The 25,831-nt window shown below is 72.7% G+C and carries 19 protein-coding genes; 9 read left to right on the plus strand and 10 right to left on the minus strand.

Annotated elements, in window-relative coordinates:
• Positions 1–146 precede the first annotated feature (146 nt).
• The gene (locus ACZ58V_RS09195) at positions 147–1,502 is read right to left on the minus strand and encodes a lysine N(6)-hydroxylase/L-ornithine N(5)-oxygenase family protein (RefSeq protein WP_471289199.1); all 1,356 of its coding nucleotides are present in this window, start codon (positions 1,500–1,502) and stop codon (positions 147–149) included.
• Positions 1,503–1,749: 247 nt separating this feature from the next.
• Between ACZ58V_RS09195 and ACZ58V_RS09200 the strand changes: the two genes are divergently transcribed.
• Entirely contained in the window at positions 1,750–2,697 is a 948-nt protein-coding gene (locus ACZ58V_RS09200) for a methionyl-tRNA formyltransferase (protein ID WP_468184761.1), read from the plus strand.
• Between the two features lie 123 nt (positions 2,698–2,820).
• On the opposite strand, the gene ACZ58V_RS09205 is transcribed toward ACZ58V_RS09200, so the two are convergent.
• Positions 2,821–3,525, minus strand: a complete 705-nt coding sequence (locus ACZ58V_RS09205; RefSeq protein WP_471289202.1) for a response regulator — start codon at positions 3,523–3,525, stop codon at positions 2,821–2,823.
• Positions 3,522–5,150, minus strand: coding sequence for a sensor histidine kinase (locus ACZ58V_RS09210; RefSeq protein ID WP_471289204.1), 1,629 nt, complete (start codon positions 5,148–5,150; stop codon positions 3,522–3,524). Before ACZ58V_RS09210 ends, ACZ58V_RS09205 begins: the two co-directional genes overlap by 4 nt.
• Positions 5,151–5,248: 98 nt before the next feature.
• Between ACZ58V_RS09210 and ACZ58V_RS09215 the strand changes: the two genes are divergently transcribed.
• On the plus strand, positions 5,249–6,226 hold the full coding sequence (locus ACZ58V_RS09215; protein ID WP_471289207.1) for a Bug family tripartite tricarboxylate transporter substrate binding protein: 978 nt from the start codon (positions 5,249–5,251) through the stop codon (positions 6,224–6,226).
• A 2-nt stretch (positions 6,227–6,228) separates the two neighbouring features.
• On the opposite strand, the gene ACZ58V_RS09220 is transcribed toward ACZ58V_RS09215, so the two are convergent.
• Positions 6,229–6,735 (minus strand): hypothetical protein, encoded by a 507-nt coding sequence (locus ACZ58V_RS09220; protein ID WP_468184751.1) that lies wholly within the window; start codon positions 6,733–6,735, stop codon positions 6,229–6,231.
• A gap of 84 nt (positions 6,736–6,819) precedes the next feature.
• Positions 6,820–8,700, minus strand: coding sequence for an ABC transporter ATP-binding protein (locus tag ACZ58V_RS09225; RefSeq protein ID WP_468186135.1), 1,881 nt, complete (start codon positions 8,698–8,700; stop codon positions 6,820–6,822).
• Between the two features lie 225 nt (positions 8,701–8,925).
• Between ACZ58V_RS09225 and ACZ58V_RS09230 the strand changes: the two genes are divergently transcribed.
• The 3 genes from ACZ58V_RS09230 (at position 8,926) to ACZ58V_RS09240 (ending at position 12,071) form a co-directional block, all read left to right on the plus strand.
• On the plus strand, positions 8,926–9,909 hold the full coding sequence (locus ACZ58V_RS09230; protein ID WP_471289209.1) for a lysylphosphatidylglycerol synthase transmembrane domain-containing protein: 984 nt from the start codon (positions 8,926–8,928) through the stop codon (positions 9,907–9,909).
• Between the two features lie 10 nt (positions 9,910–9,919).
• Positions 9,920–10,714 carry a crotonase/enoyl-CoA hydratase family protein gene (locus ACZ58V_RS09235; RefSeq protein WP_471289213.1) on the plus strand — a complete coding sequence of 265 codons (795 nt, stop codon included), beginning with the start codon at positions 9,920–9,922 and terminating at the stop codon, positions 10,712–10,714.
• A 259-nt stretch (positions 10,715–10,973) separates the two neighbouring features.
• Positions 10,974–12,071 (plus strand): mechanosensitive ion channel family protein, encoded by a 1,098-nt coding sequence (locus tag ACZ58V_RS09240; RefSeq protein WP_471289216.1) that lies wholly within the window; start codon positions 10,974–10,976, stop codon positions 12,069–12,071.
• 10 nt (positions 12,072–12,081) lie between these two features.
• Here ACZ58V_RS09240 and ACZ58V_RS09245 read toward each other — a convergent pair whose 3' ends face one another.
• Positions 12,082–13,638, minus strand: coding sequence for a M1 family metallopeptidase (locus ACZ58V_RS09245; protein ID WP_471289219.1), 1,557 nt, complete (start codon positions 13,636–13,638; stop codon positions 12,082–12,084).
• Between the two features lie 187 nt (positions 13,639–13,825).
• On the opposite strand from ACZ58V_RS09245, the gene ACZ58V_RS09250 reads away from it, so the two are divergent.
• From ACZ58V_RS09250 to ACZ58V_RS09260, 3 genes are all read left to right on the plus strand, one after another.
• On the plus strand, positions 13,826–16,045 hold the full coding sequence (locus ACZ58V_RS09250; RefSeq protein WP_471289221.1) for an NADP-dependent isocitrate dehydrogenase: 2,220 nt from the start codon (positions 13,826–13,828) through the stop codon (positions 16,043–16,045).
• Positions 16,046–16,171: 126 nt separating this feature from the next.
• Entirely contained in the window at positions 16,172–16,960 is a 789-nt protein-coding gene (locus ACZ58V_RS09255; protein WP_471289223.1) for an N-formylglutamate amidohydrolase, read from the plus strand.
• 68 nt (positions 16,961–17,028) lie between these two features.
• On the plus strand, positions 17,029–18,252 hold the full coding sequence (locus tag ACZ58V_RS09260) for a cytochrome P450 (RefSeq protein ID WP_471289226.1): 1,224 nt from the start codon (positions 17,029–17,031) through the stop codon (positions 18,250–18,252).
• Between the two features lie 312 nt (positions 18,253–18,564).
• Here ACZ58V_RS09260 and ACZ58V_RS09265 read toward each other — a convergent pair whose 3' ends face one another.
• The 3 genes from ACZ58V_RS09265 to ACZ58V_RS09275 all read right to left on the minus strand — a co-directional run bounded on the left by ACZ58V_RS09265 (position 18,565) and on the right by ACZ58V_RS09275 (position 21,118).
• Complete coding sequence (locus ACZ58V_RS09265) at positions 18,565–19,053, minus strand: hypothetical protein (protein ID WP_468184733.1); 489 nt, start codon at positions 19,051–19,053, stop codon at positions 18,565–18,567.
• The gene (locus tag ACZ58V_RS09270) at positions 19,050–19,625 is read right to left on the minus strand and encodes an RNA polymerase sigma factor (protein WP_468184731.1); all 576 of its coding nucleotides are present in this window, start codon (positions 19,623–19,625) and stop codon (positions 19,050–19,052) included. Before ACZ58V_RS09270 ends, ACZ58V_RS09265 begins: the two co-directional genes overlap by 4 nt.
• Before the next feature lie 62 nt (positions 19,626–19,687).
• Positions 19,688–21,118, minus strand: a complete 1,431-nt coding sequence (locus ACZ58V_RS09275) for a S8/S53 family peptidase (protein WP_468184728.1) — start codon at positions 21,116–21,118, stop codon at positions 19,688–19,690.
• Positions 21,119–21,307: 189 nt separating this feature from the next.
• Between ACZ58V_RS09275 and ACZ58V_RS09280 the strand changes: the two genes are divergently transcribed.
• A complete protein-coding gene (locus tag ACZ58V_RS09280; protein ID WP_471289937.1) occupies positions 21,308–23,875 on the plus strand; it encodes a CHAT domain-containing protein in 2,568 nt (855 codons plus the stop codon).
• Between the two features lie 125 nt (positions 23,876–24,000).
• On the opposite strand, the gene ACZ58V_RS09285 is transcribed toward ACZ58V_RS09280, so the two are convergent.
• Complete coding sequence (locus ACZ58V_RS09285) at positions 24,001–25,746, minus strand: LuxR family transcriptional regulator AbsR2 (protein ID WP_471289230.1); 1,746 nt, start codon at positions 25,744–25,746, stop codon at positions 24,001–24,003.
• Positions 25,747–25,831 lie beyond the last annotated feature (85 nt).

The raw sequence follows: 25,831 nt of genomic DNA on the forward strand, positions 1-25,831 counted from the left end.
CGCACCCCCCCCCCCCCCCCCCCCCCCCCCCCCCCCCCCCCCCCCCCCCCCCCCCCGACCCCCCCCCCCCCCCCCCCCCCCCCCCCCCCCCCCCCCACCACCCCCACCCCCCCCCCGCGACGGCAGGGGGTGAAACGACCTGCCCGCTAACGGGCGGGGCTGCCGGTGTCGTCGGCGAGGGTCCGGGCGTCCTCGGCGGCGGGCGCGGAGCCGCGGCCGAGGAGCGAGTCGAGTATGTCGCCCACCCTGATGGCCGTGTTGGAGAGCAGGGACGACGTGATGCCGTGCGTGTGCTCGGTGCCGCCCTGCAGGTAGATGCCGCAGCGCAGGTCGGGGTCGGTCGCGATGCGGTAGTCGCGCTCGACGCGCACGCGGCCCTCCTCGTCGCGGGCGCAGCGACCCGCGACCTCGCCGAGCAGGCCGGTGGGGTCGGCCTGGCTGTAGCCGGTGGCGAAGACCACGACGTCCGCGTCCAGGTCGGTCTCCTCGCCGGTGACGAGGGACGTCACGGTGGCCCGGGCGCCGGCCGGCGTCTCCTTGACGCCGGTGAGCCTGGAGACGTTGATGAAGCGCAGGCGCTCGGTGCCCAGGACCTTCTCCCGGTACGACTGCCGGTAGAGGTCGTCGATGAGGTCGATGTCCACCACGGAGTAGTTGGTGTTGCCGTGGTAGTCCATCAGCCGGCGCTTGACGTCCTCGGGCGCCGAGAAGTACTCGTCGACCGCCTGGGGGTCGAAGATCCGGTTGGCGAAGGCGCTGTCGTCTGCGGGGCTGTAGCCGTAGCGGGAGAAGACCGCGCAGACCTCGGCCTCGGGGAAGCGCCGGTGCAGGTAGGCGACGTTCTCGGCGGCGCTCTGTCCGGCGCCCACGACGACGAACCGGGAGGGTGACGTGCCCTCCAGTTCGTCGACCTTCGCCAGCAGTTCGGAGTTGTGCCAGACGCGGTCGCCGCGCTCCACGCCCTCGGGCATGAGGGGGCGCAGCCCGGTGCCGATGACGAGGTTGCGGGCCCGGTGGACCTCGAGCCCCTCCCCCGACCGGACGGTCACGTCGAGGTACTCCACGACGCCGTCACGGGTCACGGGCGCGACGCCGACGACCTCGTGGCCGTAGGAGACCATGTCGTCGACCTGGGCCGCGGCCCACTCGAAGTAGTCGTGGAACTCCACGCGCAGCGGGAAGAGGTTCTTGTGGTTGATGAAGTCGATCAGCCGGCCCTTGCTCTGCAGGTAGCAGAGGAAGCTGTACTCGCTCGACGGGTTCCGCAGCGTCACCAGGTCCTTGAGGAAGGAGACCTGCATGGTGGCGTCGTCGATGAGCATGCCGCGGTGCCAGCCGAAGCGGGGCTGCTGCTCGAAGAAGTGAGCGGTGACCGCCTCCTGCCTGCCGACGCGCGCGTTGTGCTCGCGGAGCGCGATAGCCATGGCCACATTGGACGGTCCGAAGCCGATGCCAATGAGGTCATGGACCGGTTGTGCGTCACCAGGAAGAACCTGCGACATGTCACTCCCATCGTGCGGGGCAGCCGCGTGTCAGGTGTGGAGGGAACGAAAGGCGGGCATGCCAACGGAGCGGCACGCCACGGAACTTAGGTGAGCCTAAGCTAAACCCGCGAAGGTGTCGACAGGGCAAAACGGACTGCCGTCGAACGGGACCCCCTCAACTGAGGCGCCATGGGCACCCGTTGCAGACTAAGGTAAGGCTTGCTTTACTTGCGTCGGCCATACCCTTGCTCTGAGGAGGAACCCCATGCGGGTCGTCATGTTCGGTTACCAGACCTGGGGGCATCGCACCCTGCAAGCCCTCCTGGAGTCCGAGCACGACGTCGTGCTGGTCGTGACGCACCCCAAGAGCGAGCACGCGTACGAGAAGATCTGGAGCGACTCGGTCGCCGACCTCGCCGAGGAGCACGGCGTCCCCGTGCTGATCCGCAACCGCCCGGACGACGACGAGCTGTTCGAGCGCCTCAAGGAGGCGGACGCGGACATCATCGTCGCCAACAACTGGCGGACGTGGATCCCCCCGCGCATCTTCGACCTCCCGCGCCACGGCACGCTGAACGTGCACGACTCGCTGCTGCCGAAGTACGCCGGCTTCTCCCCGCTGATCTGGGCCCTCATCAACGGCGAGCCCGAAGTGGGCGTCACGGCGCACATGATGAACGACGAGCTCGACGCCGGCGACATCGTCCGGCAGGAGGCGGTACCGGTCGGCCCGACGGACACCGCCACCGACCTCTTCCACAAGACCGTCGACCTCATCGCCCCGGTCACCATCGGCGCGCTCGGCCTCATCGCCTCCGGCCAGACCGAGTTCACCAAGCAGGACCGCACCCAGGCGTCCTTCTTCCACAAGCGCGCCGACGAGGACAGCCGCATCGACTGGACCTGGCCGGCCGCGGACCTGGAGCGCCTGGTCCGCGCCCAGTCCGAGCCGTACCCCAGCGCCTACACCTTCCACCGCGGCAAGCGGCTCGACGTCCTTGCCGCCTTCGTCTCCGAGGGCCGCTACGGCGGCACCCCCGGCCGCGTCTTCTACCGCGAGGGCGACGGCGTGGTGATCGTCGCCGGCGCCGACGCCCGCACCGGCCGCAACCATGGCCTCGCCATCACCCGCGTACGCACCGAGGACGGCCGGGAGTTGCCCGCCGCCGAGTACTTCACCTCCATGGGCGGCTACCTCACCAACCGCCCCTGACGTGCCGGCCCCGGTACGGTCCCGGGGCCGGCCGCACATCGCCGCCGCGCGGACTCCGGTCCGCGCGGCGGCGATCGCGTACCGGCGCCGTACGCGATCCGAGTCCGGCTCCTGGTGTGCGGGTCACGCCCGCCAGGAGTAGCCGCGTTCCGGCCGTCCCGCGGCGCCGTACCGCAAGGTCACCTCCGCGCTGCCCGTGCTGTGGAGGTACTCCAGATAGCGGCGGGCGCTCACGCGGGAGATGCCGGTCAGGGCCGCGCACTCGGTCGCGGACAGGGTGTTGTCCGTCGCGCGCAGGGCCTGTTCGACCAGTTCGGCGGTCTCCACGCTCATGCCCTTGGGCAGGGTGAGGGCGGGGGCCGGGACGATCGCGCCGGCCAGGACGCGGTCCACGTCGGCCTGGCCTCGTACGACCGTCGTCAGCAGGCGGCCCCGCTGGGCTGCGTAGCGCTCCAGGCGGGGGCGCAGGTCCTCGTAGTCGAAGGGTTTGAGGAGGTAGTCGACGACGCCTCGGCGGACGGCGCCGCGGACCGTGTCGGCCTCCTGCGCGGCGCTGATGACCATGACGTCGCAGTCGTGGCCGGCGGTGCGCAGCCGGGGGATGACGTCGAGGCCGAACAGGTCGGGGAGGTACAGGTCGAGGAGAACGAGGTCGGGGCGCAGCTCCGCCACGGCCTCGATCGCCTGCTCGCCCGTGTGGGCCACGCCGACGACGCGGAACGGCCGGACGCGTTCGACGAACGTGCGGTGGACCCGGGCCACCATGAAGTCGTCGTCGACGACGAGGACGTCGATCGTGCCCGCCCCGCCGCGCGCTCCTGGGGTCATGGGGTCGCTCCTTCCGCCACCGTGCCGGTGAGCCGGCCGACGGTCATGCGTGCGGTGAACACCGCCCCGTCGGGGGTGTTGGACACCGAGATCTCGCCCCCGTGCCGTTCGCAGACCAGCTTGGTCAGGGCCAGTCCGATGCCGCGTTCGCCCTCGCGCGCGGCCTTGGTGGTGAAGCCGTGGGAGAACACCTCGCGGGCCAGTTCGGGAGCCACGCCGGGGCCGGAGTCGCGTACCACGATCTCCACGCTGGAGGCGTCCTGCCGCAGCGCCACCTCGACCCACCGCTGCCCGTCGGGCGCGGCGGCGTCGACGGCGTTGTCGACCAGGTTGCCCACCACGGTCGCCACGTCGGCGGCGTCCTCCGGGGCCAGCCGTTCCAGTGCGGTGTCGTCGGAGATCCGCAGGCTGACCTTCCGTTCGGACGCGAGGGACGCCTTCGCCATCAGCAGCGCGGCCACCGCCGTGTCCCGGACACGGCGGCTGAGGGTGACGTCCAGGGACTGGCGGCGCTGGTTCAACGCGCGGATGTAGCGCACGACTTCGTCCTGCTCTCCGATCTGGATCAGCCCGGAGATGGTGTGCAGCTGGTTGGCGAACTCGTGCGCCTGCGCGCGCAGCAGCTCCGAGGAGCTGCGGAAGGACCCGATCTCCCGCTCCAGCCGGGCCAGTTCGGTGCGGTCGCGCAGGGTGGTGACGGAGCCGAGGAGCCGGCCGTCCTTGGTGACGGTCATCCGGTTCATCACCAGGACCCGGCCGCGGCGTACGACGACCTCGTCCCGCTTGTCGGCGGTGGTTCCCGCCAGCACGTCGCGCAGCCGTCCGTCGATACCCAGGCCGTCCAGGCTCTGGCCCACGCACTCCTCGGGCAGATCGAGCAGGCGGCGGCCCATGTCGTTGACGAGGGTGAGCCGGTGCTGCGGGTCCAGGGCGATCACGCCCTCGGCGATCCCGTAGAGCATCGCCTCCCGGTGCTCGGCGAGCCCGGCGATCTCCCGTGGTTCCAGCCCGAGGGTCTGCCGTTTCACGCGCCGCGCGAGCAGCCAGGAGCCGGCCACGCCGAGCCCGCTGGCGATGCCCAGATAGGCGAGCAGGTAGGAGGAGGCGCCGCTGAGCCGCTGCCACACCGTCGGGTCGGCCTCGCCGATCATCACCGTGCCGAGGATCCGGCCGAGGTTCGCCTCGGTCGCCCCGAGGACGGGGACCTGGGCGGCCAGCTGGCGGTTGCCGTCCAGTGTCAGCTGTCCCGACCAGCCCCGTTCCCGGGTGGTGCCCGGCCCGAGCGGCAGCCGCTCGCCGACGACCGTGGGGTTGGTGGAACTGACGATCCGGCCGGCGGCGTCGGCCACCGTCACCGAGGTCACCCCGGACTGCGCCTGCGTGGAGTGCACCAGCGGGGCGAGCGTCTCCCCCGGCGCGGGACGCACCAGCTGGCTGCGCACCAGGGGGTTGGCGGCGAGCTGTTCGGCCAGCGCACTCACCCGGCGTCCCTCGACCCGGGTGAAGGTGGCCTGCGACTGGGCGAGGGAGACCGCGGCGACCGCCAGCAGCACCACCACGACGATGGCGAGCTGGAGCACCAGCATCTCGCCCGCGAGCGAATGGCGACGAAAGGTGGCGACCACAACGAACTCAATCTTCTCTGCCGACACAAGGGGGAGCGGCTCATGTGCCGAGTCGGACAATCATGACGCCCACCAGTGGAAATCGAAAGGGAGGTGTCATGAGAGGCCCGGCGCGCGCCCTTCTCGGCACCTTCGCCGTCCTGGCGCTGCTGGTGGTCTGCGGGTGCGGGGCGTGGCCGGGCGGCGACAGCACGAACCTGCGGCTCATGGTGCCCAACACACCCGGTGGCGGCTACGACACCACGGCCCGCACCGCGGCCCGGGTGCTGGAGGAGACCGGGATCGCGTCGGACGTACAGGTGTTCAACCTGCCGGGTGCCGGCGGCACGGTGGGTCTGCGGCGTGTCGTCGACGAGAAGGGCAACGGCGAGCTCGCGCTGCAGATGGGTCTCGGAGTGGTGGGCGCGTCACACGCGGCGGGCTCGAAGGTGTCCGTCACCGACACCACCCCGATCGCCCGCCTGATCGAGGAGGCCGGCGCGGTCGTCGTCCGCGAGGACTCGCCGTACCGCACGATCGGTGCCCTGGTGGACGCCTGGCGCGCGGCCCCCGGGCGCCTCAGGGTGGGCGGCGGCTCCTCCGTCGGCGGCCCCGATCATCTGCTGCCGATGGAGCTGGCACAGGCGGTCGGCATCGACCCGCGGAGGGTCGGTTACGTCCCGTACGACGGCGGCGGCGATCTGCTGCCCGCGCTGCTCGACGGCAAGGTCGACGTCGCCACCAGTGGGTTCGGCGAGTTCCTGGACCAGATACGCGGTGGCCGGCTGCGGGTCCTCGCCGTCACCGGTGAGCGGCCGGTCGGTGTCCTGCCCGGTGTCCCGACCCTGAGGTCCTCAGGGATCGACCTGGTCTTCGACAACTGGCGGGGCATCGTGGCCCCGCCCGGCATCAGCGACACCGAGCGGCGGCGCTGGGTCGACGCGCTGACCGAGCTGCACGGCTCCCGCCGGTGGCGTGCCGAACTCCGCCGGCGCGGCTGGACCGACGTGTTCGCCACCGGCCGCGCCTTCGAGACCTTCCTCGCCCGGCAGGACGCAGAGGTCGCCGGCCTCGTCCGCCGTCTGGTACCGGAGTGACGTCAGGAGGGGTTCGCGGAGGGGCCGATGCCCTGCATCTCCTGGACGGTGCCTCCGAGTTTGGCGCGCAGGTGCTCGTACATGCCGGGCTTGGCGCTGACCACCCAGCGCATGCCGACGAGGTACTTGCCCCCGTACACACGGGCCGACTCCAGCCAGGTCTCCTTGAGCTTCTCCTCGGGGAAGGTGGTGATGAGGAAGTCGCCCTTCTTGGTGTGGCACACACCCTCGCGCAGCTCGTCCGCCTCGGTGCGGATCTTCACCTTGCAGCCGGCCAGCCCGGCGATGACCTCCACCTTGGCCGGGGCGACGACACCGGCGGCGGGAGCGGCGGCACCGCCCGGCGTCGCCGCCTTGTCGCCGCCGGCCGGCTTCTTGTCGTCACCGCCGCCGCAGGCGGTGACCAGGGGAAGCACGATCAGCGCGCCCACCGCCGCGGCGGCGCGCAGCCGGTGGGCGCGGGACGGGGTCCGGCGGTTGGATGGTGCGTGCGGTTGCTGCTGGGACACGTCGCCTCTCCGGATGCGCGCTGTTCTGCCCTGGTGGGCAGGCGTGAGTACTCGCAAGTGGTACGGATGCGCGCCCGGAGCCGTTCACACGGTTTCGACGACCGTGCGCTCCGTCTCGCTGAACTGGGTGCGGTACAGCTCCGCGTACCGTTCGCCCGCCGCCAGCAGTTCCTCGTGCGTGCCCCGTTCCACGATCCGGCCGGCCTCGACGACCAGGATCTGGTCCGCCGACCGGACCGTGGACAGCCGGTGGGCGATCACGACCGCCGTCCTTCCTTCGAGGGCTTCGGTGAGGGCCTCCTGCACGGCGGCCTCGGAGGTGTTGTCGAGGTGGGCGGTGGCCTCGTCGAGGATGACGACCCGTTGCCGGGCCAGCAGCAGCCGGGCGATGGTCATGCGCTGGCGTTCGCCGCCGGAGAGCCGGTAGCCGCGTTCGCCGACCACGGTGTCGAGGCCGTCGGGCAGGGACCGTACGAGGTCGTCGAGGCGGGCCCGGCGCAGGGCGTCCCACACCTCCTCCTCCGCCGCCGTGGGGCGTGCCAGCAGGAGGTTGGCGCGGACGGTGTCGTGGAAGAGGTGCCCGTCCTGGGTGACCATGCCGAGGGTCTCCCGCAGGGCCCGGGCGCTCAGGTCGCGGACGTCGACGCCACCGACGCGTACGACGCCCTCGTCGGCGTCGTACAGGCGGGGCAGCAGTTGCGCGACGGTCGACTTTCCGGCGCCGGAGGACCCGACGAGCGCCACGGTCTGGCCCGGTTCGGCGCGGAAGGAGATGCCGTGCAGGACCTCGTCGCCGCCCCGTCGGTCCAGGGTGGCGACCTCCTCCAGGGAGGCCAGGGAGACCTTGTCGGCGGCGGGGTAGCCGAAGCGGACCTTCTCGAACTCGACCGCCACGGGCCCCTCGGGCACCCCGCGCGCGTCCGGCTTCTCCTCGATGAGCGGCCGGAGGTCGAGCACTTCGAAGACCCGCTCGAAGCTGACCAGTGCGCTCATCACCTCGACCCGGGCCCCGGCCAGCGCGGTCAGCGGCGCGTACAGCCGGGTCAGGAGCAGTGCCAGCGAGACGACCGCGCCCGGTTCCAGGGCGCCGCGCAGGGCGAACCAGCCGCCGAGGCCGTAGACCAGGGCCAGGGCGAGGGCGGAGACCAGGGTGAGGGCGGTGATGAAGGCGGCCTGGGCCGTGGCCGTCCGGACCCCGATGTCCGCGACCCGGCGGGCGCGTTCGGCGAACTCGCGCGATTCCTCCTCGGGCCTGCCGAAGAGCTTGACCAGGGTGGCGCCGGGTGCGGAGAAGCGCTCGGTCATGCGGGTGCCCATCGCCGCGTTCAGCGTCGCCGCCTCCCGCTGCATCCGGGCCATACGGCTGCCCATGCGCCGGGCCGGGATCACGAACACCGGCAGCAGCACCAGCGCCAGCAGGGTGATCTGCCAGGACAGGGTCAGCATCACGGCGAGGGTGAGCACGAGCGTGACGAGGTTGCTGACCACGCCCGACAGGGTGTTACTGAAGGCGCGCTGGGCTCCGATGACGTCGTTGTTGAGCCGGGAGACGAGGGCGCCCGTACGAGTGCGTGTGAAGAACGCCACGGGCATCCGCTGCACATGGTCGAAGACGGCGGTCCGCAGATCGAGGATGAGGTGCTCGCCGAGCGTCGCCGACAGCCTCCGGCCGAGGATGCCGAGTGCCGCCTCCGCCACCGCGATCAGCGCGATGAGCAGGGCCAGGCGTACGACGGTGCCCTCGTCGCCGGACGAGACGATCACGTCCACGACGCTCCCGGCCAGGACGGGGGTCGCCACGGCGAGCAGGGCGGTCCCCACGCCGAGCAGGACGAAGAGGGCGATGCGGCGCCGGTGCGGGCGGGCGAACGCGCCGATGCGGCGCAGGGTCGCCAGGGCGAAGGGGCGGCGTTCCTGCTCGGCGTTCATGACGCTGTGCAGCTGTGTCCACGCTGTGGTCTCCATGCTCATGGCACGAAACATAGAACCTCAAGCTTTCTTGAGGTCAAGCCGCTCGCGCATCTCCCCCGACATCCCGCACAATCAGCCCGATCCCCCTCTTCCCGTCCCCCGCCCGCTCCCCGCGCGAAGGCCCCGATGACGATCTCCTCCCAGCCGCTCCCCGCACGTAAGCCGCAATCCCCGCTTCCGCAACCCGCCGTTGGCACGGCATGGGAAGCCTCTGCGGATGTGACAGCGGTACAACTCCCCGAAATCCGCCCGGGACGACTCCCCCGTCGCGTCCCGGTCCGCCGCCTGCGTCAGATCCTGTGTCTGCTTCCGCTCCTGCTCGTCACCGTGGTCGCGGTGCGGCACCGGTCGGTGCTGGCCGAGGGCTTCGCGCACCTGGGCACCGCCCAGTGGCCATGGCTGCTGGCCGCGGTCGGCGCGACCTGTATGACCTGGGTCGCCGCCGCCTGCACCCGGCAGGGCGCGGTCGTCGAACCGCTGCCCAAACGGCGGCTCCTCGCGACCCAGTTCGCGGCGGGCGCGGCCAACCACCTGCTGCCGACCGGCCTCGGCGCGAGCGCGGTCAACCTGCGGTTCATGACGGTGTGCGGGCTGCCGCTCGCCCGCTCCTCGGCCGCCCTCGCGCTGTACCTGCTGGCGGAGAGCATCGGCCGGGTGGCCCTGCTGGGTGCCCTGTTCCTCGCGTTCCCCGACGCGTTGCGGTTGAGCACCCTGGTTCCGGAGACGGCGTTCGGCCCGCTGCTGGCCGGTGCGGGCGTGGTGCTCGTGGTCGCGGCGGCGGTGGTGGCGCTCGTCCGGCGGGTGCGCTCGGCCCTGCTCTCCTTCCTGCGTACGGCACTCGGCGAGGCGCGCTCGGTGCACACCCGCCCGGCCCGGGCCCTGGCCCTGTGGGGCGGGTCCTTCGCCTTCCCGGCGTTGCAGGCCTCCGTGCTGGTGCTGGTGGGGCAGTCGCTCGGGCTGGACGTGCCACCCGCGCACATGGCGGTGGCCTACCTGGCGGCCACGGTCGCCGTCGCGCTGGTGCCCACCCCGGGCGGGATCGGCTCGGTGGAGGCGGCGCTGGTCGTGGCGCTGGTGGCGGCGGGCGGCCCGGCCGCGGTGGCCACGGCCGTGGTCCTGGCCTTCCGGGTCATCACCGTCTGGCTCCCGCTGCTGCCGGGCGCGGTGACGCTGGGGGCGCTGGTGCGGCTGAAGGTGATCTGACCCGGGTAGCGTGCCGACTCCGTCACGCAGAAGGGACTTCACCACGCCGGTGCGGATCGAGCGTCAGGGACACGTGACCACGGTCGTCCTCTCCCGCCCGGAGGCGCGCAACGCCGTGGACGGCCCGACTGCCACCGAACTCGCCGCCGCCTTCCGGGAGTTCGAGGCGAAAGAGGAGGCCAGGATGGCGGTGCTGTGGGGCGAGGGCGGCACCTTCTGCGCGGGCGCCGACCTCAAGGCGCTGGGCAGCGACCGCGGCAACCGGGCCGAGCCGGACGGCGACGGCCCGATGGGGCCGACCCGGACGCGGCTGTCCAAGCCGGTGATCGCCGCGGTCGCGGGGCACGCCGTGGCCGGGGGTCTGGAACTGGCCCTCTGGTGTGACCTGCGGGTCGCCGAGGAGGACGCCGTGTTCGGCGTGTTCCGCCGCCGCTGGGGCGTGCCGCTGATCGACGGCGGCACCGTACGGCTCCCCCGGCTGATCGGCACCGGCCGCGCCCTCGACCTGATCCTCACGGGACGGCCCGTGCCGGCCGCCGAGGCCACGACATCGGAATCGTCAACCGTGTCGTCCCGGCCGGCCGCCCGCGCCGAGGCCGAGGAACCGGCCGCCGCGATCACCGGGTTCCCGCAGGCGTGCCTGCGCGCCGACCGCGCCTCCGTCCTCGGCCAGGAGGGCCTGGACGAGCCGGCCGCGCTGGGCACCGAGTTCCGGCACGGAAGCGGTGTGCCGGCCGAGAGCATGGAGGGCGCCGCCCGCTTCGCCTCCGGCGCGGGACGGCACGGATCGTTCAAGGACCTGTGAGCGAGGCGGATGCGAGCCAGGCGGATCCGGCGCGCGCGACGGCACGTCATGTGCAGTAACTCACCCCCCGCTCACCCCCGTCTGCGGTACGAAGCCCCGTACGGGATGCGGCAGGATGAACGATTGTGCCGACCCCGGGTCAGGGTGGTCGGGCGCGATCGGACTTCCCCCGAAAACGAGCAGGTGACTACGTGACGAGACTTCACATCCGGCCGTCGACGAAGGCGTTCGCCGCGGTTCTCCGCCCCGGAGGTGACCGGTGAACCGGGCGCTCACGGTGGACGACCTGGTCTTCGCCGGCATCGCCCTGGGCTCGGGCCTGCTGGCGGCCTTCGCGCTGCGCATCCTGCTGCGCTGGCTCGGCGGGCACGCCGACCGCACCCGCTGGAGCGGGGACGACGTCATCGTGCACGCGCTGCGGGCCGTGGTGCCGTGGGCCGCGGTCGTGGGCGGCGTGGCGGGCGCGGCGGCGGTGCTGCCGCTGACCCGGACGGTGCAGCACCACACCAACCAGGTGCTGACCGTGCTGCTCATCTTCGTGGCGACGGTGTCGGCGGCCCGGGTGGTGGCCGGCCTGGTGCGCACCCTCACCCAGTCCCGTTCCGGTGTCGCCGGATCGGCCACGATCTTCGTCAACATCACCCGGATCCTGGTCCTCGCGATCGGCTTCCTGGTGGTGCTCCAGACACTGGGCATCTCCATAGCCCCGATGCTCACGGCCCTGGGCGTCGGCGGTCTGGCGGTCGCGCTGGCACTTCAGGACACGCTCGCCAACCTCTTCGCGGGCATCCACATCCTCGCCTCCAAGACCGTCCAGCCCGGTGACTACATCAAGCTCAGCAGCGGCGAGGAGGGCTACGTCGAGGACATCAACTGGCGGCAGACGACGATCCGCAACCTGTCCAACAACCTCATCGTGCTCCCCAACGGTCAGCTCGCGCAGGCGAACATGACCAACTTCATGCGCCCCGAGGAGCAGCTGACCATCCTGGTGCAGGTCGGGGTGGCCTACGACAGCGACCTGGAGCAGGTGGAGCGCGTGACCAACGAGGTCATCGCCGAGACGATGACCGAGGTCGAGGGCGCCGTGCCGGACCACGAGCCCATCATCCGGTTCCACACCTTCGGCGACTCCCGCATCGGTTTCACCGTCATCCTGGGCGTCGGCGAGTTCAGCGACCAGTACCGGATCAAGCACGAGTTCATCAAGCGCCTGCACAAGCGCTACCGCGCGGAGGGCATCCGCATCCCCGCCCCGGCCCGCACGGTGGCGCTCCAGCAGGGCGCGACCGTCATCCCGCAGCAGCGGACCGGCGCGTTCGAGCCGGGCGACATGACGTCCGCCCGGCTCGACTAGGGCTCGGCCTCTACAGGGTCGCCGAGTTGTCGTGGTGCCCGCTGTCCCTCCGGTTCCGCGGAGCCGCGAGGGACGGCTTCGCGGGCGTCACGGTCCAGTCCGGGTGGCCCGGCATCCTGGGTGTCTTCGTCCCGTACAGCCAGTCCCGCAGGAAGCCCGCGAGGTCCTGTCCGGAGACCTCGGAGGCGACCGCGATGTAGTCCTCCGTGGACGCCGTGGCGTCACGGTGGCGCTCCAGGAACGCGCGCTCGACGGCGCTGAAGGCCGCCTCGCCGATCTGCTGCCGCAGCGCGTACAGGACGAGCACGCCGCCGAGGTAGCGCTGGCTGTCGAAGAGGTTGACCGCGTTCGGGGCCGCGACCGGCCCCGAGGTCTGGCGCCACTGGTCGCCGCGGGCGTACGTGTCCTTCATCCGGGCTTCCATGGTGGTCAGGCCCAGGGAGTCGGCCCAGCCGCGCTCGTAGCGGTACAGCAGCCCGTAGAAGTCGGCATGCCCCTCGTTCAGCCACAGGTCGGCCCAGGTGGCGGGGCTGACGCTGTTGCCGAAGTAGGAGTGGACCAGCTCGTGCATCATGTGCGAGCCGATCTTGCTCTCCTCCTGGAGGAGGTAGTTCGGCTTGTAGAGCGTGAGGGTCTGCGTCTCCAGGCCGGTGAAGTCGAAGGCCTGGGGGTCGTCCGAGTTGCAAGGGAGCAGGCCGTACGTCTCGAAGGGGTACGCCCCGAGCCGCTGCTCGACCCATTCCACCAGGGCCGGGGTGAGCGCCAGGGCGGGCTCCAGGGCGGCGGCGCGGGCGGTGGGGACGACGTCCCGCAGCGGCAGGCCGTGCGGGCCCTGGCGGTCCTTGATCACGTAGTCGCCGACGGTGATCTGCACCACCTCGGTGGCGATCGGCGAGCGGGAACGGTACGTGTACGCCGTCCGGTCGCCGGTCAGCTGCTCGGTGCGCACGAGCCGGCCGCTCGCGACGCCCCGCAGTGCCCCGGGCACGGTCAGGCGGAAGGTGAAATCGGCCTTGTCCGAGGGGTGGTCGTTGCAGGGGAAGACGGTGTGCGCGGAGTCCGGCTGGCAGCACACCGCGAAACCGTCCGGGGTGGCGACCCAGCCGGTGTGCGGCAGGGCACGGCGCGGGTCGGCGGTGTAGTCCACGCAGACCGTGACCCGGGCTTTCGCCGGGAGCGTACGCGCGGGGGTGATCCGCAGCTTTTCGGCCACCTGCTCGAAGCCGGCGGTGCGGCCGCCGACGCGGACGGAACGTATGTCCAGGCCGAGCGCGTCGAGGGAGAGGCGGCTCAGGGGCTGGGTGGTGCGGATCGTCAGGGTCGCGGTGGCCTCGACGAGCCGGGTCGTGGCGTCGTACGCGAAGTCGAGGTGGTAGGCCGAGACGCGGTAGCCGTCGTTGCCGAGGGCGGGGAAGACGGGGTCGCCGAGGGTCTCGGAGCCCGGGGAGGCGTCCGTCCGCCCGGAATTTTTCGAGGTGGCCGCCTGGGCCGGGACCCCCGTGGTCAGAGCCGCCGCCGTGCCGATCAGGGCGGCCGCCGGGGCCGTCACTCTGGTGCGATATCTCATGGTCCGCTTTCGCTCGGACGGCCGGGTGGTCAGGTCCGGCCGTGTCATGGAGTGCGTGATCTCTCTCCATGACAAAGGGGCGGGCCGATCGGTTGCCCGAAACTGGCGGCGGACCCCTGTCGAGACGAGGTCACTCACGAGATATCTTGATGTCGAGCAATGTTGCAGACGTGGAGCGGAGCACCCGGTGACTGACTCGACCATCATCTATACGCACACTGACGAGGCCCCCGCACTGGCGACGTATTCCTTCCTGCCGGTGGTCCGGGCGTACGCCTCGCAGGCGGGTGTCGCTGTGGAGACCCGCGACATCTCGCTGGCCGGGCGCATCATCGCCGTGTTCCCGGAGTACCTGACCGAGGACCAGCGCATCCCGGACGCCCTCGCGGAGCTCGGCGAGCTGGCCAAGACGCCCGCCGCCAACATCATCAAGCTTCCGAACATCTCGGCGTCCATCCCGCAGCTCAAGGCCGCGATCGCCGAGCTGCAGGGCCAGGGCTACGCGCTGCCGGACTACCCGGACGACCCGAAGACCGACGAGGAGCGCGAGATCGGCGCCCGCTACGACAAGATCAAGGGCTCCGCCGTGAACCCGGTCCTGCGTGAGGGCAACTCCGACCGGCGCGCCCCCGCCTCGGTGAAGAACTACGCCAAGTCCCACCCGCACCGCATGGGCGCCTGGACCTCCGAGTCCAAGACCAATGTGGCGACCATGGGCCAGAACGACTTCCGCTCCACCGAGAAGTCCGTGGTGATCGCCGAGGACGGCGCGCTGCGCATCGAGCTCGTCGGCGACGACGGCTCCACCACCGTGCTGCGCGAGTCCGTACCGGTCCTCGCCGGTGAGGTCGTCGACGCCTCCGTGATGCGGGTCGCCGCGCTGCGCGAGTTCCTGACCGCGCAGGTCGCCGAGGCCAAGGCCCAGGGCGTGCTGTTCTCGGTGCACCTGAAGGCGACGATGATGAAGGTCTCCGACCCCATCGTCTTCGGCCACGTGGTGCGCGCCTTCTTCCCGAAGACCTTCGCGCAGTACGGCGACAAGCTCGCCGCGGCCGGTCTGACCCCGAACGACGGTCTGGGCGGCATCTACAAGGGCCTGGAGGCCCTGCCCGAGGGTGCCGAGATCAAGGCCTCCTTCGACGCCGAGCTCGCCGAGGGCCCGGAGCTGGCCATGGTCGACTCCGACAAGGGCATCTCGAACCTGCACGTCCCGTCGGACGTCATCGTCGACGCCTCCATGCCGGCCATGATCCGCACCTCCGGCCACATGTGGGGCCCGGACGGCGAGGAGGCCGACACCCTGGCGGTCCTGCCGGACTCCTCCTACGCGGGTGTCTACCAGGCCGTGATCGAGGACTGCCGGGCCAACGGCGCCTACGACCCGTCCACCATGGGCTCGGTGCCGAACGTCGGTCTGATGGCGCAGAAGGCCGAGGAGTACGGCAGCCACGACAAGACCTTCGAGGTCCCGGTCACGGGCACGGTCCGGCTGGTCGACCAGAACGGCACGGCGCTGATCGAGCAGACGGTCTCGGCCGGTGACATCTTCCGCGCCTGCCAGACCAAGGACGCGCCGATCAAGGACTGGGTGAAGCTGGCCGTCACGCGCGCCCGCGCCACCGGTGACCCGGCGGTGTTCTGGCTGGACGAGACCCGTGCGCACGACGCCAACCTGATCGCCAAGGTCAACGCCTACCTCGCGGAGCACGACACCGAGGGCCTGGACATCCGGATCCTGTCCCCCGTCGAGGCGACGAAGCTGTCGGTGGAGCGCATCCGCCGCGGCGAGAACACGATCTCGGTGACGGGCAACGTCCTGCGTGACTACCTGACCGACCTGTTCCCGATCCTGGAGCTGGGCACCAGCGCCAAGATGCTGTCGGTCGTCCCGCTGATGGCGGGCGGCGGCCTCTTCGAGACGGGCGCCGGTGGCTCCGCCCCGAAGCACGTCCAGCAGCTGGTCAGGGAGAACTACCTGCGCTGGGACAGCCTGGGTGAGTTCTTCGCCCTCGTGCCGTCCTTCGAGCAGCTGGCGAAGGTCACGGGCAACGCCCGCGCCCAGGTCCTGGCCGACACGCTCGACCGCGCCACGGCGACCTTCCTCAACGAGGACAAGTCCCCGACCCGGCGCGTCGGCGGCATCGACAACCGCGGCAGCCACTTCTTCCTGTCCCTCTACTGGGCGCAGGAGCTGGCCAAGCAGACCGACGACGCGGACCTGGCGAAGGCCTTCGCCCCGCTCGCCGAGACGCTCTCGGCCAACGAGCAGAAGATCGTCGACGAGCTGATCGCCGCCCAGGGCAAGCCGGTCGAGATCGGCGGCTACTACCAGCCCGACCCGGCGAAGGCCGCCGAGGCCATGCGCCCGTCCACCACGTGGAACGAGGCCCTGGCGTCCCTGTCCTGACGCCCAGGCCCACAAAGGTCCACTGACTCCGCCCCGACCGGCACCCTGCCCGGCCGGGGCGGAGTTCTGCATGGGTCAGGCCATGCCCCTTCCGCACGCCACCGACCACGCCCCTGGAGCCGCCCCATGACCGACGCCCCGCACTCCTTCGAGCTGCTGGCCGGGGCCGGCCGATCTCCCGTGATCCTGCATGTTCCGCACTCCGCACGTGAGATACCGGCTGACGTGCGCGCGGGGATCGTGCTCGGCGACGAGGAGCTGGAGCGGGAGCTCGGGCACATCACCGACGCGCACACGGCGGAGATCGCCGAGGGGGCGGCCGGGGTCGCGGGGGTGACGCCCTGGCGGTTCGTCAATCGGCTGTCGCGGCTGGTCGTCGACCCGGAGCGGTTTCCGGACGAGCGGGAGGAGATGCGGGCCGTCGGTATGGGCGCGGTGTACACGCGGACCACGCACGGCGAGGTGCTGCGGCCCGAGGGCATCGATCCCGAGCCGCTCGTCGAGCGGTACTTCCGGCCGTACGCGCGGGCGATGACACAGGCCGTGGCGGACCGGCTGGCGGCCACCGGACGGGCCGTGATCATCGATGTGCACTCCTACCCGAGCCGGAGGCTGCCGTACGAACTGCACGGGGACGGTCCCCGGCCCGCGGTCTGCCTCGGCACCGACCCGTTCCACACGCCTCCCGGCCTGCTGGACGCCGCCCGGGAGGCGTTCGGGGAGACAGGGCTCGACAGCCCGTTCAGCGGGACCTATGTCCCCCTGGAGTTCTACGGGAAGCGGCCCGAGGTCGGCGCGCTCATGGTGGAGATCCGCCGCGACACCTACATGACCGAGCCGGGCGGTCCCGCCGGGGCCGGACTGGAGCGGCTGGCCGGTGCGCTGGCCCGTCTCGTCGACGCCGTGTCCCGCTGAGCGCCGGACGTCACCGGCTGGAGCACTCCCGCGCGACAAGCGGCGGGGGCCCGGCGAGGGTGGGGTGCATGACGGAGGAGACCACCACTCTGACCGGCCAGGAACCGCCCCCGGTACGGGACTGGCCCGCCCTCGACCTGGACGGGACGGACTTCGACCCGGTCCTCGCGGAGCTGATGCGCGAGGGGCCGCTGACCCGGATCCGGCTGCCGTTCGGCGAGGGATGGGCATGGCTGGCAACCCGCCACGACGACGTGAAGCTGATCACCAACGATCCGCGGTTCAGCCGCGCGGAGGTGACCGGACGTCAAGTGACGCGGATGGCTCCGCACTTCAAGCCGCGGCCCGGTTCGCTGGCCTTCGCCGACCAGCCCGACCACAACCGGCTGCGCAAGGCGGTCGCCGGGGCCTTCACCGTCAGCGCGATGAAGCGGCTGCGGCCACGCGCGCAGGAGATGCTCGACGAGCTGGTGGAAGGGGTCGTACGGGACGGGCCGCCGGCCGAGCTGATCGAGCGGGTGCTCGAACCGTTCCCGATCGCCCTGGTCAGCGAGGTGATGGGCGTACCCGACGCCGACCGGGAACGGGTGCACACCTGGACCCGGCAGATCATCTCCACCTCGGGCGGGGCCGAGGCCGCCGACCGGGCCAAGAGCGGTCTGTACGGATGGATCACGGAGACGATCCGCTCCCGCGCGGACAGCACCGGCGAGGACGTGTACTCCCTGCTGGGCGCCGCCGTGGCGCGTGGCGACATCAGCGAGACGGAGGCGATCGGCCTCGCCGGTCCGCTCCAGATCGGCGGCGAGGCCGTCACCCACAACTGCGGGCAGATGCTCTGTCTGCTGCTCACCCGGCCCGAGTTGCGGCAGTGGTGGCACGAGCGGCCCGAGGCCCGCGACGCGCTGCTGGACGAGCTGCTGCGCTTCATCCCCCACCGCAGCTCCGTGGGCCTGGCGCGGATCGCCCTGGAGGACGTCGACCTGCACGGACACCGCATCCACGCGGGCGACCCGGTGTACGTCTCCTACCTCGCGGCCAACCGCGACCCGGACGTCTTCCCCGAGCCGGACCGGATCGACCCCGGCCGCGCCCCGAACCCGCACCTGGCCCTCGGCAACGGCCCGCACTACTGCACCGGCGCCGTCCTGGCCCGCCTCCAGACCGAACTCCTGCTCGACACCCTGCTGAACCGGCTCCCGGACCTGCGGCTCGCGGTCCCAGCCGACCAGGTCGAGTGGCGGCGCAGAACGATGATCCGGGGGCCGCGGACACTGCCGTGCACCTGGTGACCGCGCGCGCCGACCATCCGACGCCTCGGGCAGGCGCCCTGCAGTGCTGCATCGCACCTGGGCTCGCCCCGGTGGCCGGCACGCTCGCCAGGTGGGCCACATCCGGGCGGCCGCTGACCTGAGCCCCCGGGTCCCGGCTTGCCTTCTCCGGCGAGCAGCCACTCCGTCACCACCGCACTCCGGCCGGTCCGCCCCAGCAGCTCGCGACTCGGCCCCGTCCGCCGGACCCGGCCGGGCCGAGCAGACGCCCAGCACCCCGTCCCTCAAGCGCGCCCAGCGGCCAGTCACCCAAGCGCGCCCCCAACCAGAGGGCTAAGCCCGCAGCCACTCCGTCACCACGACATCCCCGCCGGTCCGCAGCCGTAGCGCGAACGGGCCGGAGAGTGGTGTGTCGCCGGTGAAGCGGCCCAGGTCGTCGGCCGTGAGCGGGGAGCCGGGGCGGGGGCCGCCCAGGACCTCGATCCGGGCCGGTTGCGGTGGCAGCACCTGGCCCAGGAGTCCCTGTGGGGTCACCTCGACGTCGACGGTTACCTCGCCCGCCCGGAAGGTCAGCATCCGGGGCGCGTCGGTGACGCCCCGGACCGGGAGGGCGTCGACCAGCGAGTCGAAGGTCAGCTCGGCGACCCGGGCGTCGAGGTCGTGTAGCGCGTACGCGTCGACGGCGATCTGCTGGAGTTCCGCAGGCAAGGGGTCCAGGACGGCGGCGGCCTGCCGCAGTTCCTCCTCCAGCAGCCCGGCGTCGAACTCCTCGCCCGTCCAGTCCTCTTCGCCGATCAGGTCGTCGTCGTTCAAGTCGCTCATATCGCCCCCCGTGCCTCGAGCCGGGCCCGCAGACGCCGCAGACAGCGCTGACGCAACGGCCCGATGCTGCCCACCGCGATGCCGAGCGCGGCGGAGACGTCCTGATAGCTGGGCGGTGGCGTGGCCATCAGCACGCGCAGCAACTGCCTGCACCGCTCGCCCAGTTCCTCGAACTCCTGCCACAGCCGCCGTACGCGTTCGCTCTGGGCGGCGGCCTCCTCGGAGTCGAGCAGCGACTGTTCCGGCGTGCCCTCCTCGCTGACCCGGTCCAGGAGCTGTGGATCGTCCGTGAAGGTCAGCCGCTGCGAACTCCGGATGACCTTCAGGCACTCGTTGCGCGCCGTGCTCGCCAGCCACGCGCCCGCCTTGCCGGGTTCACGGATCCGCCCGAGGTGCTGGGCGAAGCGGAACCACGCGGTCTGATACACCTCATGGGCGTCCGCGTCGGAGAGCCGGTGGGCCCTCACCACGGACCACACCAGAGGGCTCAGCCCCTCCACAAGCGCCTTCCAGGCCGCCGCGTCGCCGTCGGCGGCGGCCTGGACGAGCGCGCCGGCATCAGTACGGTCCACGGCAGCCCCACCCCTCGAGTACGGCAGGTCATGGTACGCCGTGGAGGGGGCGGCTTCGGTCCTCACGAGCCGGGGACCAGGCGCATGACCGGGACCGGGCGCCAGGTGGGCGGACGCAGCGCGGGAACGTGCGCCCCGCGCACTTCGGCGAGCCCGGTGTTGGCGGCGAGCAGCTGCTGCCGGGCCGCTCGCGGGTCGGTCTCCTTGTGCGCCGTCATATGGGCGGCGACCATGCCCGCGGTCACGGGGGTGGCGAAGGAGGTGCCGCTCCACTGCGCGTACCCCTCGAACATCACCTGGTCCGGCTTCGCGGCGGCGTTCTCGTCGCTCAGCACTCCGGTGTGGCGGGGGTGCCGGCAGGTGCACCCGTAGCGGAAGCCGTAGCGGCAGGCGTCGTACGTGGAGTGCTGGTACACGTACGGGACGGGTGCCTCGAAGCCGGTGAGGGCGCTGGTGAGGCGCTCGCCGGGGGCGTAGACCCGCACCCAGGGGCCGTGGTTGGTGAAGCAGGCGCCGAACTCGCCGTCGCTGCGCAGGGCGCCGACGGACAGCACGGAGTCCTCCCATCCGGGCAGGTCGGCGTAGGCGGCGGGCCAGAAGGGAGAGGCGCTGCCGTTGTTGCCCGCCGCGGCGACCAGCAGGGTGCGCTGCTCGCGCAGTTCCCGCATGAAGTTCTCCACGCCGAGCAGGCCGTCGGTGCGGCCGTTGGAGGTTCCGGCGGAGAGGCTGAGGACGTCGGGCCAGCCGCCTGCGTCGACCGCCTCGAAGAGCTTCTCGCCGAACTCGGACTCCAGGATGGCGCCCGCGTCGTTGAGGCTCCCGCGCACGGTGATGTCGGTGTTGGGCGCGACGGCGGCGACGAGCCCGGCGATGAACGTGCCGTGGCCGACGTACTGCTGGAGGATGCCCTGGTCGTCACACTCCTGGACCTGGGCGTCGCCGCCGGTGTGGGAGAGCAGGCCGCAGGAGCGGTAGTCCTTCATCAGCCCGGTGTCGACCACGAGGACGCCGACGGCGGTGTCCGGGTCGTAGGCCGTGTCGGCGGGCGCCGGGTTGAGCGGCTCGCTGAGCGGGACGGGGACCGGTTCGTCGCCGGGGCAGGCGTTGACCGCGATGTGGACGACATGGTTGCGGGCGGCCATCCGGTGCCCGGCCCGGTCCTCCCGTTCGCGCACGGACCGCAGCGCCTGGGCGACGGCACGGTCTGCTTCCCGGCCGCCCTCACCGGGGTCGCCGACGCGGATTCGGGTGATGCCGCTGCGGTTGGTCCGCGGGCCTGCCCGGCGGATCTGGTCCTGGTCGAGGTCGGGTGCGGCCGTGAAGTGCGCCCGTACGGTGTCCTCGACGATGCCTGCCTCCTCGCCGTCGCGGACGAGGACGACGCCCTTCTCGTACATGAACTCGGCCGAGTCGTCCGGCCCCATCGCGAGGGGGACGTCCGGCATCGAGCGCTGGATCTGGTCGAACTGCTCGTGGAATCGCTGAGGTGCCATGGCGGGTCCTCCCACTGGGCGACGGCGTCGGTCGGTGCGGCGGAACGGTCCTCGGTACGCGCCGATCCTCCTCGACATGAGCCGCCTGGCAGTCATTTGATACAGCGCCGAACCTGTGGGGTGTGGTCGGGGGCCACTACCATCCGAGGAGTGACAGCGGGAAGCGACTCGGTGGCGGCACTGCTGCCGATGGTGTTCGCCGATCCGGGCGAGGCTCTCGCGAGGGCTCGGGCGCTGCTCGACGCCGATCCCGACCCGGTGCACGCCTCCGTCGCCCATCAGGTGATCGGTATCTGGCAGCGGGACTTCGGCGATCTGCGGCTCGCGCTGAACCATCTGCGGCGCGCCCGGGACTTCGCGGCGCGCGCGGACTCGGCCGACCGGGAGGCGGATGTGCTGGCCACGCTGGGCGTGGCGCTGGTGCACGCCGGGCGTACCCGGGAGGGCCTGGCGGCGTTCGAGCGGGGGGTCGCGCGGGGCGGCGGGCACACGCGGGCGCGGGTGCTGTACCGGCGGGCGTACGTGTGGTGGGTGCTCGGCCGGCATCGTGAGGCGCTGGAGGACGTACGCCGCGCGGTTCCCGTGCTGCGGCAGGCGGAGGACGTGATCTGGACGGCGCGGGCGCTGACCCTGCGGGCGACCGTGCATCTGGCGCTGGGGTCGGTGGAGCGGGCCGAGGCGGACTTCACCGCGGCCGAGGCGCTGTGGGACACGACCGGCCAGGAGCACGACAAGGCCGACGCGGTGGAGAGCCGGGGGCTCGCCGCGTTCCGGTCCGGTGACGTGCCGGTGGCGCTGCGGCTGCTCGACGAGGCGGAGGAGCGGTACGCCCGGCTCGGCACGCCGACGTTCATGCTGAACATCCGGCGCTGCGAGGTGCTGATGGCGGCCGGGCTGGCGCCCGAGGCGCTGGCCGAGGCGGACGCGGCGATCAGCAAACTCGACGGGATCGGCGGGCAGTCCACGCGCAAGGCGGAGCTGCTGCTGGCCGCCGCGCGGGCCGCCCGGCTGGCCGGGGATCCGCACACCGCGATCGCCCGTGCCGCCCTCGCGGTACGGCTGTTCGCCGGGCAGCGGCGCACCTGGTGGGAGACGCACGCCCGGCTGGTGCTGATCGAGGCGCGGCACGCGGCCGGGCGCGGGTCGGGCCGGCTGGTCGCCGACGCCGCCGCGGTGGCGGAGAAGCTGGCCTCGTTCGGGGCGCCGGCCGCGCCGGAGGCGTCGCTGCTGGCGGGCCGGATCGCGCTGGGCCTGGGCTGGACCGCGGACGCGGAGCGGCATCTGGCCGTCGCCGCCCGCAGCAGGCGCGGCGGTCCGCCGCTGGCGCGGATGACGGGCTGGGCGGCGCAGGCGCTGCGGGCGCGGTCCGCCGGGTCGGCCCGGGGGGTGCTGGAGGCCTGCCGGCGGGGTCTGGACGTGCTGGACGACCACCGGATGACGCTGGGCGCCTCGGAGCTCAGGGCGCGCGCCACCGAGCAGGGCGCGGAGCTGGCCGCGCTCGCCCAGCGGGCCAGTCTGGTCTCGGGCGGGCCGCGGCGGCTGCTGGTGTGGAGCGAGCGCTGGCGGGCCACCGTGCTGTCCACGGCGCCGACCCGGCCACCCGCCGATCCGGAACTGCTCAGCGGTATGACCGCGTTCCGCGAGATCGCCTCCCGTGCGGAGGCCGCCCGGATGGAGGGGCGGCCGGTTGTGGCGCTGGAGCGTGAACAGCGGCGCCTGGAGCGGGAGATCCGCTCCCGGACCCTGCACATCCGGGGCGAGGCGCCCGGGGACGGGGACCGCTTCGACGTCGGCAGGCTGCTGGAGCGGCTGGGCGACGAGGTACGGCTGGTGGAGCTCGCCGTGCTCGACGGGCGGGTGCAGGTGCTGCTCTGCGGGCAGGGGCGGGTGCGCAGGTTCGAGGCCGGGCTGCTGGCCGAGGCGGAGACGGAGGCCGAGCACGTACAGGCCGGGCTGCGGCGGCTGGCCCATCCCGGGGCCGAGGCGCGCCTTCCGGTGGTGGAGGCTGCCGGGCGCCGGCTGGAGGAGCTGCTGCTCGGCCCGGCGGCGGCGCAGCTGGGCGGCGGCCCGGTGGTGGTCGTGCCGCCGGGGCGGCTGCACCGGGTGCCGTGGGCGCTGCTGCCGTCGCTGCGGGAGCGGGTGCTCAGCGTGTCGCCGTCGGCGGGGAGTTGGCTGCGTGCCAAGGAGACCGCGCCGCCGCCGGACGGCTGCCATGTGCTGGTGCGCGGCCCAGGCCTGGCGACCGGCGGGGCCGAGGTGCCCGAACTGGCCGGGCGGTACGGCTGCGCGACGGTCCTGGAGGACGGCGAGGCGCGCGTGCCGCGGGTGCTGGAGGAGCTGGACGGGGCCGCGCTGGCCCATATCGCCGCGCACGGCACGTTCCGCGCGGACAGCCCGCTGTTCTCGTCCCTGCGGATGGCCGACGGGCCGATCGTCGTGCACGACTTCGAGCGGCTGGACCGCAGCCCGTACCGGATCATCCTGTCCTGCTGCGACACCGCCCGCCTCGCCTCCGTCGGCGCCGACGAACTGCTCGGCCTGGTCACCGCGTTGCTGCCGCTGGGCACGGCCGGGGTGGTGGCGTGCAGCGCGCCCGTCAACGACGCCGCTGTGGTGCCGCTGATGCTGGCGCTGCACAAGGGCCTCGACGCCGGACTGTCCCTGGCGGAGGCACTGCGCGACGCCCGGTCCGCCCTGCCGGGCGACGCGCTGCACCAGGCCACGGGGTGGGCGTTCTCGGCGTTCGGGGCGGCCTGAGGGCGGGGCTCGCGGGCGGGCTGAGGGCGGGGCTCGCGGGCGGGCTGAAAGGCGGCCTGACCCGTCCCCTGTGCGGGTCAGGCCGCCGGTCTCCGGGTGACTCAGGCCGCCGGTCTCCGGGTGACTCAGGCCGGTTGGGCCTCCGGCACTTCGGTCAGCCATGGCAGGGCGCCGCGGTCGTTCGCGCCGAGCCGGGCGTAGGCGCTGTACAGGTGGTTGCCGACGGTGCGGATCGACAGGGTGAGGCGTTCGGCGATCTGCCGGTTGCTCAGACCCGCCGCCGCGAGGGTGACGATCTGCCGCTGCCGGGCGGTGAGTTCGCCGAGGACCAGCCCGGACAGCGCCGGCGTGCGGGCGCCCTGGCAGCGCCGGGCCAGGGCCACGGCCCGGGTGCGGGAGTGCCGGGCGGCACGCGGATCGCGGTGAGCCCCCACGGCCTGGGCGTGCGCCTCGGCGGCGAACAGCGTGAAGCCGCGCCGCTCCAACTCCTCGGCCACCTCGTCCAGGGCCGGGCCGTCGGCGCGGGTGAGCGCGTCGGCGTGCCGGGCGAAGACGCCGGTGAGCCGGTCGATGACCTTCTCGGGGGCGCCGAGGCGCACGGCGTCGTAGGGGTCGGCGAGATCAGCGAGGACGGTGTCGAGGTCACCCCGGACGTCCACGGTGGGCTCTCCCGACTGGGCGCAGGCGAGGTCGAGTTCGTCCTGGCACGACGCGTCCGAGGGCGTGCCGCGCAGCCCCTCTCGCGCCCAGGCCGCCGCTTCCCGCAACTCCCCGCGCAGCCGGGCGAACCGGGCGCGTACGGCGGCGTATCCGCACGGCAGCGTGCCGCCCTCGGCGACCAGCCACTCCCCCACCGGCGTGGGCACGGCCCGTACGTCCGCTTGCTCGATCCCGTGCGCCAGTGCGGCCGACTCGGCGTCGAGGGCGGCGGCGTACACGTCCGGTGTCCGGGCCAGCCGGCGCGCCCGCAGCCGGCCGGCCGCGGCCCTGAGCACCGGGCCGTGCAGGGGGTGCGCGAGGCGGACGGTGCCCGCGTCGTCGACGCGGATCAGGCCGTCGCACTCCAGTACTTCCAGGGCCCCGATGTCCGCGTCGTCCAGTTGCAGCGGCAGGGGTTCGGCGAAGGCGAGGCGGTCCAGGGTCTCGCGTTCGCGGGGGCAGGCGCGGTCGAGGACGGGGGCGGTGCGCTCCCGCACGGCCGTGGTCAGCGGCACCGGGCCCCGCCACGCGCGTTCGTCGGTGCCCGGGACGTGGGTGAGGCGCCCGCGCACCGCGCCCAGCAGGTCGCGCAGCAGCCGTAGATCGCCCTGGCTCAGTCGGCGCAGCCGGCCGGCGGTGAGCGGGTCGAGAGGACCGGCGCCGGCCGTGAGGAGCTGTGCGATCTCCTCCTCGGCCGGCGGCTCCAGGGCGAGGCGCGGCAGCAGCTCCCCGGCCCACAGCCGGGAGATCGCGCCGGGCACCGGGGCACCGTCCGTGGCGACGACCAGCAGACGGGTGCGGCCCTGTACGGCGAGTTGGTGGACCAGGGCGGCGGAGGCGTCGTCGAGGAGGTGTGCGTCGTCCACGACCAACGTCCGTACGCCTGCCAGGAGCCGGACCGCGCGGTGCAGGGTGACCGTCTCGGGCAGCAGATGGGCGAACGCGGCGAAGGGAAGGGCGCGGCTCTCGGGCGTACCGGCCGCCCGGGCGCAGTCGGTGCCGCGGACCGCCTCGGTGACGAGGCGGGTCTTGCCGCAGCCCGCCGGGCCCGTCACCACGATGCCGCGGCGTCCGCCGGTCAGGGTCCTGCGGACCAGCTCCAGTTCGTCCTCCCGCCCGGCGAACGGCCAGGGCAGCTCCAGGGGTGTCGCGTCCCGCTCGTAAGTCGTCACACAGACATGAGCGCTGCTACTCACTTCTGATACAGGGCGACTTGAGTAGCCCTCGACTCAGGCGCCCGGGGCGGCCCGCGGGGCA

This window comes from Streptomyces sp. NPDC040589 (assembly GCF_055594445.1).